Origin of the sequence: Pseudomonas sp. NPDC089408, assembly GCF_044749445.1 — a bacterium.
In the GTDB taxonomy this organism is placed as follows: Bacteria; Pseudomonadota; Gammaproteobacteria; order Pseudomonadales; family Pseudomonadaceae; genus Aquipseudomonas.
In genome coordinates this window covers 86,232-98,121 of sequence record NZ_JBIVHY010000020.1, presented here as the reverse complement: position 1 = coordinate 98,121, position 11,890 = coordinate 86,232, and the positions used below count along the sequence as shown (strand labels likewise).

Below are 11,890 nucleotides of genomic sequence, written 5' to 3'. Positions count from 1 at the left end.
GGCTTCGCCGGCGACACCGCTCTGCGGTATCGCCAGCGAAGCCATGCCTGAAAGGATCGTTTGAAAATAAACCCTTAAAGACAGTTGCTCCCACAGGTACGGCGCATGGCTTGAGATCAGTGCAATCGGTGTGGCTGGCTTGCCTGCGATGGGCTGCGCAGCAGCCCCAGTAGCCTTAACTGACTGGCATTAGGGCATGTCCGCGAAGAGGCCAGCGCGGCCTCAAGGGTGAAACGTTCGCCCCAGCGCATCCAGCCGGGTAGCAATCGGCGGCAACCGCCGGCTGCTGGACGCCAGCGCCTGCACATCCTGCGCCGTCCCTTGGGCAATCCCCTGTACCGACTGCAAGCGCCCGACAATCTCCTGGCTCACCGCCGACTGTTCGCGAGTAGTCGTCACGATTCGCCCGTTAAGTGCGTCGATATGTGCAATATCACCGCTCACCGCCTGCAACATCGTCACCGCCAGTTGGCTGTCCTCGACGCAGCGCTCTACCCCCTCTCGGCTGTGATGCATGGCCTCGACCGCCTGCCGGCTGCCTTGCTGCAAGGCTTGGATGATGGTCCTGATTTCCTGGGTCGACACGGCCGTACGCTTGGCCAGGTTGCGCACCTCGTCGGCAACCACGGCAAAGCCCCGGCCTTGCTCGCCAGCGCGGGCGGCTTCGATAGCGGCGTTCAGGGCCAGCAGGTTGGTCTGTTCGGCAATGCTGCTGATCACCTCTAGCACGCTGCCGATCTGCTCGGCCTGGCCAGCCAGTACCTCGACCGTGTCGTTGGTGCCTTGCAGCCTTGAGGCCAGCTGGACGATTTCCAGCCGCGCCCGTTCGACGCTGGCCTGGCCACGGCTGACCTGGTCACTGGCCTGGCCGGCATGTTCGGCGGCGTGTTCGACGTGGATGGCGATATCGCCCATGGCATTGCCCATCTGCTGCATGCAGCCGGTAACCTGGGCGATCTCGTTCAGCTGGTGCTGGGCACCTTTCTCCAGGGTGGTGCTGGTCTTGGCCAGTTCCTGGCCCAGCTCGCCCAGGCCTTGCGAATCGCGGACCACGCCATCGACCAGGTCGGTGATCTGGGTGAGGAAGCGGTCGAAGCGTTGCGCCAGCGAGACATGCGCGGCCGTATCGGCAGTGGTTTCGGCGGTGAATTGCGAGGTGGTGGCGAGCATCTTGTCCAGCATGTCCTGGCTTTCGTCGGCATCACGGCGGCTGTGCACGGCCAGGTAGAGCAGGGCGACGGTTTCCATCACCACGTAGAAGGCATGCACGAAGATCATTGCCCAGCCGCCATGGTGAGCCATGACGTACACCGGGTAGCCTTGGTGTTGCAGCACATGGAACACCACATGGTGCACGGCAATGGCCGCTGCCGCGACCAGGATCGGCAGCCAGTCGCGGTAGAAGGTCAGTACCGCGAGCAGGGCGAAGATACCGAAGTGCGATTCGATCACGCCCTCGGCCTGGTTGATGTGCAAGGCCGCCATGACCATCAGGCCAAAGGCCAGGCAGCAGCGCATCAGGCGCTTGCCACCCAGGGCCTGGTACAGCGCGGTCAGCGCCACGCTGGTGCCGCCGCCGACAATGAAGGCCTGGATGAAAGTGTCGTGCCAGAGCGCCAGGGCCAGAGAAAAGATGAACATCAGCCAGATCAGGCCGAGCATGATCCGGTCGGCTTTACGATAGTGTTCGAAAAAGCGAGGGGCGTGGGGCATGCGCGGGGCTCCATGGGGTCATGGAGAGCGTAGCCGTTTGCCATCATCGCGCCAGGGTGGGTATGCGAATGGATGCGAGGAGGACGGCTTGGGGGAGTGGTATGGCTGACAAGAGCCTGCCTTGAGGTTTTCAGAGCCTGTGAGACCGAGCGCCGCCCGCGCGGCGCTTCGCGGGGCAAGCCCGCTCCCACATCTGTTTCGGGCCAGTTATTCCTGTGCCTTTGGCGCGCGCACCCTGGGTGCATGGCTGTAAATCGAAAAAGAGCAGCGCCACCTTCAATATCGAATGGAACCAACAAGGCGGCAGAGGAGGCCTCACAGAAGTGACTGGCCCGAAACAGATGTGGGAGCGGGCTTGCCCCGCGAAGCGCCGCGCGGGCGGCGCTCGATCTCACAGGCGCTGAAAAGGTTGCGGCGAACTACATCCCACCCCGCCGCACATGCTTCACCAGCACCTTCTCCAACAACTCCCACATCGCAGGATCGGTACTGAACGCCACATTGAAGCGCATCCACCCGGTCGCCTTGGCATCCACCATGAACAGCTGCCCAGGCCCAAGCATGATGCCTTTCTCCAACGCATCATCCAGCAATGCGGCGCTGTCCGGAATCGCCGGGTGGCGGGTCCAGATGTACATGCCTTCGTCCGATTCGATGAACAGTTCGAAACCCAATCGATGCAAATGCCGGCCAACTTCCTGATGCGCCTCGGCAAGCCGCTGGCGCAGGCGCTTGAGGTGCTTGCGCCAGCGCCCGTCGATGATCGCGGCATACACCACGCGCTCCATCACCTGCGAGGTGGTCAGGCCCGAGCGCATTTTCAGGTGCAGCAGCTTCTGCATCAGCTCGGGGTTGGCCAGCATGTAGCCGACCCGCACATTGGGCGAAATGCTTTTCGAGTAGCTGCCCACGTATACCACTTGCTGCAGGTGGTCGAGGCTGGCCAGGCACGGTTGCGGCTCGGCGACCATGTCGGCGTACAGGTTGTTCTCCACCAGGCGGAAGCCGTGCTGGCTGGCCAGCTGCAGCAGGCGGTGCAGCTGTGGCAGCGGGGTGCGCGAGCAGGTCGGGCTGTGCAGGTGCGGCTGGGTGAAGAACGCCGTCGGGCGGTGGTGGGTGAGCAGTTGCTCCAGCTGGTTCAGGTCGTAGCCGGCCGGGGTGCGCGGTACGCCGACCAGGGTCGCGCCCTGGGTGCGCAGGATGCTCATCAGGTTCGGGTAACCCGGGTCGTCCACCAGCACCACATCACCCGGGCGTACCAGTGTGCGCGCCGCCAGGTCCAGCGCCTGGCTGGCGCCATGGGTCAGCATCAGCTGCGCCGGGTTGGCGACGATCGACAGTTCCTGCTGCAGGTTCTGCGCGGTCAGGGCGCGCAGCTCCAGCAGGCCCATGGGGTCGCCGTAGCCCGACAGTTCCAGCGGGCTGCCAGCCACTTGGCGCAAGCCGCGGCGCAGGCCTTCTTCGTACATCCAGTCGTTGGGCAGCCAGCCGCAGCCCGGCTTGAATGGCAACTGGCGGATCTCGAAGATCTGTTGCAGGTACCATTCGGAGTTGAACGTTGGTCGGGTGGTGTCGGCCTCGGCGTTGTGCTGTTCCAGCAGCTCGCCTGCGGCCCGGTTGACGAAGAACCCCGCATTGCCCCGGCTCACCAGCAGGCCTTGGGCGACCAGGCGGTCGTAGGCCTCGACCACGGTGAAGGTACTCACCGAATAGCTCGCGGCAAAGGCGCGGATCGACGGGACCTTGGCGCCAGGCTTGAGGGTCTGGTTGTCGATCGCCTCGCGCAGCCCGTCGATGATCTGGTTCACCAACGGGGTCGAGGAGTCTGGATGTAATTCGAACATTCGGGGCCTTCAGGGTGCGTATCGCCAGGCATTTGCAGGGTGTATTGCATGGGCGACCTGTACAGTGCAGTGCGAGATTCATGCCACTGTGCATGGCTCTCTGCGTCGGACATTTTTACATTAGGTGTCGGATATCGCCACATAAAGCATGTTCAGTTCGTTCGAAGGGCAAACCTTCGGGCGCGTCAGCAGGCCGCCATGGAGGGCCTGCGTGTGTTTGCTCACACCATCCTGCCCGCATTAGCACTGATGTACAGGTGAAACCGCCAGCCATCGGGGTTTCACGGTTTTCCTTGGATAAAAAGAAGCACGGGGTACACAACTGATGGACGCAACATCCACAACCACCACCGCGAAAAGCGGGCACGAGAGCAAGCTCAGTGCCTCGCTGAAGTCGCGCCACCTGACGATGATGTCGATCGCCGGGGTTATTGGCGGCGCCTTGTTCGTCGGTTCCGGCAGCGTGATCCACAGCGCCGGCCCAGCCGCTGTCCTGGCCTACCTGGCAGGCGGCATTCTGGTGGTGCTGATCATGCGCATGCTGGGTGAAATGGCGACTTCCTCGCCAGACACCGGCTCGTTCTCCACCTACGCCGACCGCGCCATTGGCCGTTGGGCCGGTTTCACCATCGGCTGGCTGTACTGGTGGTACTGGGTCATTCTGATGGCCTGGGAAGCCTATGTGGCGGGCAAGATCCTGCACGGTTTCTTCCCCGATGTGAGCGTCAACGTGTTCGTGCTGGCCACGACCCTGCTGCTGATTACCGTCAACTTCTTCAACGTCAAGCACTACGGTGAGTTCGAGTTCTGGTTCGCCTTGATCAAGGTGATCGCGATCGTCTGCTTCCTGATCGTGTGTACCGCTGCGGTCATGAACGTATGGCAGTTCGGTGAAGTGCGTGGCATCAGCCACCTTACCGCCGAAGGCTTCATGCCCAATGGCATCACCACTGTGGTGGGTGCCTTGCTCGGGGTGATGTTCGCCTTCCTCGGTGCCGAAATCGTCACCATCGCCGCTTCCGAAGCCAAGGACCCTGCTGCGCAGATCGTCAAGGCGACCAACTCGGTGGTCTGGCGTGTGTGCCTGTTCTACGTCGGCTCGATCTTCCTGATCGTCTGCCTGGTACCGTGGAACGACCCGCACCTGGGCGTTTCCGGCTATGGCGCCTACCGCCGTACCCTGGAACTGCTGGGCGTGCCGTATGCCGAGCTGCTGATGAACTTCGTGGTGCTGACCTCGGTGAGCAGCTGCCTGATCTCGGGCCACTACACCGCTTCGCGCATGCTGTTCTCCCTGGCCCAGCGTGGCGACGCGCCGTCGTTCTTCAAGATTACCCGTGCCGGCACCGGTGTACCGGTGTACGCGATCATGGGCTCGTGCGCCGTGGCCGTGGTGTGTGCGCTGATCAACTTCAGCGAAACCCTGCGCCCGAAAGACGTGCTGGACACCTTGATGAACACCACTGGCATGATCGCCTTGCTGGTGTACCTGGTGATTGCCTTCTCGCAGCTGCGCATGCGCCGCAAGCTGATCGCCGAGGGCAAAGAAGTGCGCCTGAAGATGTGGTTGTTCCCTTGGCTGACCTACCTGGTGATCGCCTTCATCGTGGCAGCCTTGGTGACCATGGCCTTCATGCCTGACTACCAGATCCTGGTAATCTCCACCGGTATTGCCGCGGCAATCGTGGTGGCGATGGGTGTGGTGCACCAGATCCGCTCTGGCAGCAAGCAGCACTAAGCACTAAGCGCTAATTGTGTGTGGAAACGGCCGGCTCCCTTGGGGACCCGGCCGTTTCGCGTTGTTGCGCCTGGTGTTTTTCGGCGGGCATGTGGAAACGCTGGTTCATCCATGGCGAGCCGAGCAGCGCCGCAGCGGCGATCAAGGCCAGGATGGCGAGGGCGATGTAGGTTCTCAGGGGCGTGCGCATACATGGACTGACTTCAGGCACAGGTGGTCAGTTCCGACCCTGTTGCTGGCGATGGGCTGCAAGGCAGCCCCAGGGTTTCACACCGAGCGATGAACGCCTTGGCGGACGCCCTCTACGCCCGCCTCATCATGCAGCGAAATCCGCGAAGTCTCCGGCAACGCCAACCCACCCACCAACGCCACCAGCGCAATCACCACCAGGTAGAACGCCGGTGCCAGGCTGCTGCCGGTCTGCCCGATCAGCCAGGTCGCCACCAGCGGCGCGGTACCACCGAACAGCGTATACGCCACGTTGTAGGTAATCGCCGAAGCGGTGTAGCGGGTGCGGGTAGGGAAGCTCTCCGACAGCAGCGCCGCCGTGACCACACCACTACACAACGCCCCCACCGCCAATAGAATCACCCCCAGCAGCGCGCCCGCCATCGAGCCCGAGCTGGCCAGCCAGTACGCCGGGAACACGCACAGCATCACCCACAGGCAGGTAAAGCCGATGGTCTTGCGCCGCCCGACCCGGTCCGAGAATGCCCCTGCCAGCGGGCAGCAGATGGCGGCAAACAGCAGGGCTACGGTGGTTACCAGCAGCGACTGCGCGCGGGTCAGGTTGCCGACCAGTTGCAGGTAGGTGGCGAAGTAGGTGGTGAACATATAGAACGACAGCGCAGTCAGCGAAATGAACGCGCCCAGGTTGCGAATCGCCCGGCCATGGTGGCGCAGGGTTTCCTTGAGCGGCGAATGCTCGTGCTCCTTGCCCTGGGCCACGGCTTCGCGGAACGCCGGGGTTTCCTCCATGCGCCAGCGCAGGTACAGGCCGACCAGCCCCAGCGGTGCGGCAATCAGGAACGGTATGCGCCAGCCCCAGGCATTCATCGCCTCGGTCGACAGGCTGGCTTCCAGGCCGTAGGCAATCACCGCTGCACAGGCAAACGCGGTAAAGGTCGAAACCGGCACGAAGCTGCCATAGAAGGCCCGTTTGTCATTGGGCGCGTGCTCCATCAGGTAGGCGCAGGCGCCGGCATACTCGCCGCCGGCCGAAAAGCCCTGCAGGCAGCGCGCCAACGTCAGCAGCGCCGGGGCGGCGAGGCCGATGCTGGCGTAGGTTGGCAACAGGCCGATCAGGGTGGTGGAGCCGGCCATCAGCAAAATGGTCAGCGACAGGATGCGCTTGCGCCCCAGGCGGTCGCCGAGGGCGCCGAACACGATGCCGCCCAACGGGCGCAGGGCGAAGGCCACGGCGAATACGGCAAAGGTCTTGAGCAAGGCCACGCTGGCGTCTTCGCTGGCAAAGAACTGGCTGGCGATCAGCGTGGCGAGAAAGCCGTAGACGGCGAAGTCGAACCATTCGACGAAGTTGCCGATGGCCGAGGCGGCGATCACCCGGCGCAGCGTGGCGGGGGATACCTCATGAGGTGTGGGCATGTGGGTGCTCCGGTTCCATTGGCAGCCATGATGAGAGTGGCGCGGTCGGGCCGCGCCATCATTGTTGTGCTTGCCAGTAGATAGCCGGGCGCTGCAGGGCGCTTTGTCGAGGGCGACCTCGGGATACCTGATTCAACCGCAGTGATGGGCCGACCATGATGGCCCCATCGCCGGGCAAGCCAGCCCACAGGTATCGCGCAATTTTCAGGGCAACGGTAATCCTGTGAGCTGGCTTGCCGGCGATGGAGCTGCCACGGTTTACAGCCGGCCGACTTTCCAGGGGGCGTACTCCAACTCGCTGTAGCCTTTGGCCTGGCCGTGCTCGTCGGCCTTGAAGCCCGGCAGGCTGACTAGGTCCAGCGCCATGCAGCGGCGGTTGAGTTCGGCCTGCAGTTGGCCATCGAGTCGGAAATCGTCCGGCCGGTTGGGGTGGGGATAGATTTGCACCAGGCAACCTTGAACCTTGCCTTGCGCATTGGCCTCATAGTAAAGCGAGGCCCTGCCGATGCTGTTTACCGGCTGATCGCGAAACAGATGCTGCCAGAAGAACTCACGCTGGGCATTGGCCTGACGCCTTGCGGTGTCCGGTGCCTGCGCGGCAGCGGGCAGCTCGATGAACAGCGGCGCGCGGACCTTTGCCGTACCGTCCTCTTCGCGAAGCGACTTGGGTATCACGGGGTAGACGGTTTTCCAGCATTGCGCCTCGACCATGCTGGCCAACGCCTTGAAGTCCGTACGGACCAGCTCGGCAGGCAGCACCATTGCGTACTTCATCGGTGCCTTGCGGGCTTTGCAGCCGATGGGCGCGGAGTTCTGGTCGAGGGTGACGTCGAGCATGACTACGCCGATTTGTTTGCCGGTATCGGCCGTGACGATGCCCAGTTTCAAGGCCTGTTGCATGTCGCTGACGAATGCCTGGCGCGCCAGCTTGTCTGCCTCGGAGGTAGACCGGCTTTGGCAACCCGCCAGAGCGATTAGCGCAACAGCTGCGACTGTTGGAGAAAACCATCTGAACACAGAAACTTCCTTGAGATGAGCGTCGGCATCGTGCCGGGTTGAATGAGAGTAAATCGTATCATCGAGCCTGCTCAGGGTTTTGTGTGGTTTGTGTGGAGACTTGTAGGAGCGGCCTTGCGTCGCGATGGGCTGCGCAGCAACCCCAGGTTTCCGCACAGACGCACGAATTGCCGGGGCTGCTGCGCAGCCCATCGCGACGCAAGGCCGCTCCTACATGTATCAGTGTTGGCAGGGATTCTTATGCAGGATCTTCAGAAACGCATATCCAGCGCCAGTTCGAAGGTACGCGGCGGCCCCATGTAGTACTGGCTGTTGTAAGCCTGCTTGGCATACACCTCATCGGTCAGGTTGCGCACCCGCCCGGTCAAGGTGGTGTGTTCATCCAGCCGATAACGGGCGAACGCGCCGAACAGGGTGTAGGCTGGGGCCTTGAGGCTGTTGGCGTTGTCGGCATACACCGAGCCCACGTAGCGCCCGTCCGCGCCCACCGACCAGGCCGGCGACAAGCTGTAGGTCAGCCACAGGTTGGCAACATTGGCAGGCACATTCACCGGCGCATTGCCCTTGCGCGATACCGACACGCCGTTGACCGCTTCGTTGAACTCATCGTAATGGGCATCGACGTAGGCATAGTTGGCCTCGGCCAGCAGCTTTGACGTTACCTGCAGGCGCCCGGACAGCTCGACACCGCGGGAGGTCTGCTGCCCGGCTTGCACGGTCAGGTTGGCATCGTTCGAGTCGCGCACGGCAAAGTCCTTGCGCACGATCTGGTACAGCGCCAGCGTGGCCGCGCCGCGGCCGTCGAGGAAGTCGAACTTGCTGCCCACTTCCCATTGCTCACCCTTGGACAGGTCGAACAGGCCGACGTTGGAATAAGTCGCCGCTGCCAGCGACCCGGCCGGTAGGTCGGCAGAGGAGCTGTACTGCGCGTAGACGCTGGCCGAAGGTGTCAGCGCATAGGTAAGGCCGATACGCCCGGACAGCGGTTCCCAGCGCCGTTCGAAATACGCCGGCGAGGTTGGCGTCACCGCGCCGTAGTTGGTTACCTCCATGTCCAGGTAGTCGTAACGCAGGGCCGTCAGCAGGGCCAGGCGCTCGGTGAGTTGCAGGCGGTTCTCGGCAAACACTGCGCGGTTGGTCACCACGTGGCGGCGTTGCTTGGTTACGCCAGCATTCACCCCGGGGATGTCATCGAAGCTGCCGGGGTCGAAGTGGTCGGCATCAACCACGTCGGTCCAGCTGCTGGAGGTGGGGTAGAGGGTCTGGCGCATGCGTGAGTAATCCAGCCCCAGCGACCACTGGCTGGCCAGGCCGAACAGCTGGTTGTCGTGGCGCAGTTCGATGCGGTCGCCCAGCAGGTTCTGGTCGTGGCGCTGCAGGTAGGGGCTGCTGCGCTCTACCTGGCCATTGGTGGTGTAGGCGTAGCGTTCGAGGTTGCGGTAATCGCGTTGGGCGTTGTAGTGGTACAGGGTGTTCTGCACGCTGGTGCTGTCGCTGATCTGGTAGTCGAGGATCGAACGCAGCCAGCGCACCCGCTGCTCATAACGGCCATCGCCGACGTTGTAGTTTTCGAAGCGGCGGCGCTTGTCGATCTTCATCGTACTGCGCCCGGGCAGGATCGGTGAGCCCCAGTAAGGGCTGTCTTCACGGTCCTCCTGGTACTCCAGCGCCAGGGTATGGGTCAGGTTGGGTGCCAGGTCGCTGAGTAGCGAGAAGGCCAGGCTGTCGGTGTTGCGTTCGTTGCGGTCGACATAGCCGTTGCCGTGCCCGCGGCTGAAGTCCAGGCGCATGAAGTGGCGCGCATCGGCGGGGTTGCTGGCCAGTGCCTGGTTGATGCCGAAGGCCACTTCGCTGTCGTCGAAACTGCCGTAGCGGATACGCCCGTCAATGATGTGCGCGTCGCGGCTGGCCAGCTTGGTGATGTAGTTGATCGAGCCGCCCACGGCGCCTGCGCCATGCAGGAACGAGGACGGCCCACCAATCAGTTCGACACGGTCGAGTACCCAGGCATCCACCGGCCGGGTGGCGCTGCTGTAGCCCAGGTTGATGCCGTTGTACAACTGGGTGACCTGGTTTTGGGTGAAGCCGCGGTAGGCGACGAAGCCGCCAAAGCCGGGGTTGGCCGAGGCGTTGACGCCGGTCATGGCGTTGATCACGTCCTGGCTGTCGTTGGCGCCGCGCTCTTCGATCAAGCGGCGGTCGGAAACGCTGACCGAGGCGGGTGTTTCCCGCGCGGTAAGGCCTAGGCGCGAGCCGGTGCGGATCGGCTCGTCCAGTTGCACGCCGCTGGCGTTTTCGCGTTCACCGTCGATGGTGGTGGCGCTGAGTTCCACGGCGGCGTTGTCCGCCCAGGCAAAGTTGCAGGTGCTTATCAGGAGCACCAGTGAAGTATTGCGAAGCATGTTGGTAGGTCTTCCACGCAAAGGTCATGGCTGACGGCGAGCGCGCAGGCAAGTGCGCCCGGCTGAAGTCAGGCGATATGAAAAACGGCAGCGGGGAAGACGGCGGGGGAGGCGCGGGGGTTGAGGGCGGGGCGTTGATAGCGTGGTGGCGGTTGTGCCCAGCTGCGCACGACGATGGGCGAAGTGGCCACGGCTTGCGCCGGGGTGAACGACCAGCCGCCGCTGCTGAGCGGCACGGCCAGGCCGAACGAAGAACACACCGGGCAGTCGAGCTGGGCCATGTGCTGGTCGCCACCGGCACCGTCGAGGTCGATGGCCACGCCGTGCTCGCTGTTGACCGAGCAGAAGCCACCTTCCAGGCCGGCCAGGCGCAGGCCGCCCATCTGGCCGTGGTGCAAGCCACACAGCAACAGGCTGAACAGAACGCTGGCATAGAGCGTCCAGGCAGTCAGCGTGCGGGTGTGCTGGGTGGTTTTCATGGGGGGCGAATCTACCACCCTGATGAACGGTCGGGTAGCGCTTTGCCCGGATAATTTTGGGGCTGCGCTGTGTGGGAGCGGGCTTGTCCCGCGAATGGGGCTACGCGTTATTTGGCACCGGCTACGCCGGTGTTCGCGGGACAAGCCCGCTCCCACAGCGCGCCCAGCGACCTATCAGGCCGCCCGCTCCAGCACATCCAGCAAATCGACAAACTCCATCGCCAGCTTGTGCCGCGGTGCCAGGTGCACCAGCGGCACCGAAGCCTGGTGCGATTCGCGCATCTTGATCGAGCTGCTCAGGTACACCGGCAGCACCGGCATGCCTTCGCTGCGCAACTGCTCGACCAAGGTCTGGTGCAAGGCGGTGCGACCGGCGAACTGGTTGACCACCACACCCTCCACTTGCAGCGCCGGGTTGTGGTCCTGGCGCAGCTCTTCGACCTCGGCCATGACACTGTGCAGCGCCTGGCGCGAGAAACTGTCGCAGTCGAACGGGATCAGCAGGCGCTCGGCCGCCACCAAGGCGCTGAAGGTGTAAAAATTGAGCGCCGGCGGGGTGTCGATGTAGATCCGTTCATACTCCTCGCCCAGCTCCACCAGCAGCTTGCGCAGCTTGTTAATCTTGAATTTGCTCTCCAGCTTGCTCTGCAGGTCGCTGAGGTCGGGGCTGGCGGTGACCAGGTGCAGGTTGCTGTAGCGGGTTTCGGTGATTGCCACGCGGTGCTTCTTGCCGGCTGCGGTGACTGGCGACAGGGTTTGGCGGAAGAAGTCGGCAATGCCGGCAGGAATGGCGTCATTGACCAGGCCGGTGAGGTAGTAGGTGGCATTGGCCTGCGGGTCGAGGTCGACCAGCAAGGTCCGGTAGCCTTCGGCAGCACTGGCTGCAGCAAGGTTGCAGGCGATGCTGGATTTTCCGACGCCACCTTTCTGATTGAAAACCACACGACGCATGAGACGCTCATCCATGAAATGAAAATGTCAGGTTGGGGTCAATCCTATGACTGAAACACTGCAGTTTTATGACAAGGATTGTTACAACCTGCACTTTCATCTTTGCCTGTACCGGCCCTTTCGCGGGTAAACCCGCTCCTA

The 11,890-nt window shown here is 63.1% G+C and carries 9 protein-coding genes; 1 reads left to right on the top strand and 8 read right to left on the bottom strand.

Going from position 1 to position 11,890, the window contains the following annotated elements; all coding sequences use genetic code 11:
- Positions 1-222: 222 nt before the first annotated feature.
- Positions 223-1,713 carry a methyl-accepting chemotaxis protein gene (locus ACIP02_RS23855; RefSeq protein WP_400621477.1) on the bottom strand — a complete coding sequence of 497 codons (1,491 nt, stop codon included), beginning with the start codon at positions 1,711-1,713 and terminating at the stop codon, positions 223-225.
- A gap of 419 nt (positions 1,714-2,132) precedes the next feature.
- On the bottom strand, positions 2,133-3,557 hold the full coding sequence (locus ACIP02_RS23850) for a PLP-dependent aminotransferase family protein (protein ID WP_400621474.1): 1,425 nt from the start codon (positions 3,555-3,557) through the stop codon (positions 2,133-2,135).
- A gap of 325 nt (positions 3,558-3,882) precedes the next feature.
- Here ACIP02_RS23850 and ACIP02_RS23845 point away from each other — a divergent pair, with 325 nt between their 5' ends.
- Entirely contained in the window at positions 3,883-5,295 is a 1,413-nt protein-coding gene (locus ACIP02_RS23845; RefSeq protein WP_400621472.1) for an amino acid permease, read from the top strand.
- Positions 5,296-5,305: 10 nt separating this feature from the next.
- Here the strand turns inward: ACIP02_RS23845 and ACIP02_RS23840 are convergent, their stop codons facing one another.
- The 6 genes from ACIP02_RS23840 to ACIP02_RS23815 form a co-directional block, all read right to left on the bottom strand.
- Positions 5,306-5,485, bottom strand: coding sequence for a hypothetical protein (locus ACIP02_RS23840; protein WP_400621469.1), 180 nt, complete (start codon positions 5,483-5,485; stop codon positions 5,306-5,308).
- 77 nt (positions 5,486-5,562) lie between these two features.
- On the bottom strand, positions 5,563-6,900 hold the full coding sequence (locus ACIP02_RS23835; protein ID WP_400621466.1) for an MFS transporter: 1,338 nt from the start codon (positions 6,898-6,900) through the stop codon (positions 5,563-5,565).
- 258 nt (positions 6,901-7,158) lie between these two features.
- Entirely contained in the window at positions 7,159-7,800 is a 642-nt protein-coding gene (locus tag ACIP02_RS23830) for a hypothetical protein (RefSeq protein ID WP_400621463.1), read from the bottom strand.
- A 368-nt stretch (positions 7,801-8,168) separates the two neighbouring features.
- Positions 8,169-10,319, bottom strand: coding sequence for a TonB-dependent receptor (locus ACIP02_RS23825; RefSeq protein ID WP_400621460.1), 2,151 nt, complete (start codon positions 10,317-10,319; stop codon positions 8,169-8,171).
- Positions 10,320-10,387: 68 nt separating this feature from the next.
- Complete coding sequence (locus tag ACIP02_RS23820; RefSeq protein WP_400621457.1) at positions 10,388-10,798, bottom strand: DUF2946 family protein; 411 nt, start codon at positions 10,796-10,798, stop codon at positions 10,388-10,390.
- 174 nt (positions 10,799-10,972) lie between these two features.
- Positions 10,973-11,749, bottom strand: coding sequence for a ParA family protein (locus tag ACIP02_RS23815; protein ID WP_400621455.1), 777 nt, complete (start codon positions 11,747-11,749; stop codon positions 10,973-10,975).
- Positions 11,750-11,890 lie beyond the last annotated feature (141 nt).

Bases quoted from the DNA above. Each gene is read 5' to 3' on its own strand.
- ACIP02_RS23820 (WP_400621457.1), bottom strand. From the start codon at position 10,798: ATGAAAACCACCCAGCACACCCGCACGCTGACTGCCTGGACGCTCTAT.
- ACIP02_RS23815 (WP_400621455.1), bottom strand. From the start codon at position 11,749: ATGCGTCGTGTGGTTTTCAATCAGAAAGGTGGCGTCGGAAAATCCAGC.
- ACIP02_RS23845 (WP_400621472.1), top strand. From the start codon at position 3,883: ATGGACGCAACATCCACAACCACCACCGCGAAAAGCGGGCACGAGAGC.
- ACIP02_RS23830 (WP_400621463.1), bottom strand. From the start codon at position 7,800: ATGCAACAGGCCTTGAAACTGGGCATCGTCACGGCCGATACCGGCAAA.
- ACIP02_RS23855 (WP_400621477.1), bottom strand. From the start codon at position 1,713: ATGCCCCACGCCCCTCGCTTTTTCGAACACTATCGTAAAGCCGACCGG.
- ACIP02_RS23825 (WP_400621460.1), bottom strand. From the start codon at position 10,319: ATGCTTCGCAATACTTCACTGGTGCTCCTGATAAGCACCTGCAACTTT.
- ACIP02_RS23850 (WP_400621474.1), bottom strand. From the start codon at position 3,557: ATGTTCGAATTACATCCAGACTCCTCGACCCCGTTGGTGAACCAGATC.
- ACIP02_RS23840 (WP_400621469.1), bottom strand. From the start codon at position 5,485: ATGCGCACGCCCCTGAGAACCTACATCGCCCTCGCCATCCTGGCCTTG.
- ACIP02_RS23835 (WP_400621466.1), bottom strand. From the start codon at position 6,900: ATGCCCACACCTCATGAGGTATCCCCCGCCACGCTGCGCCGGGTGATC.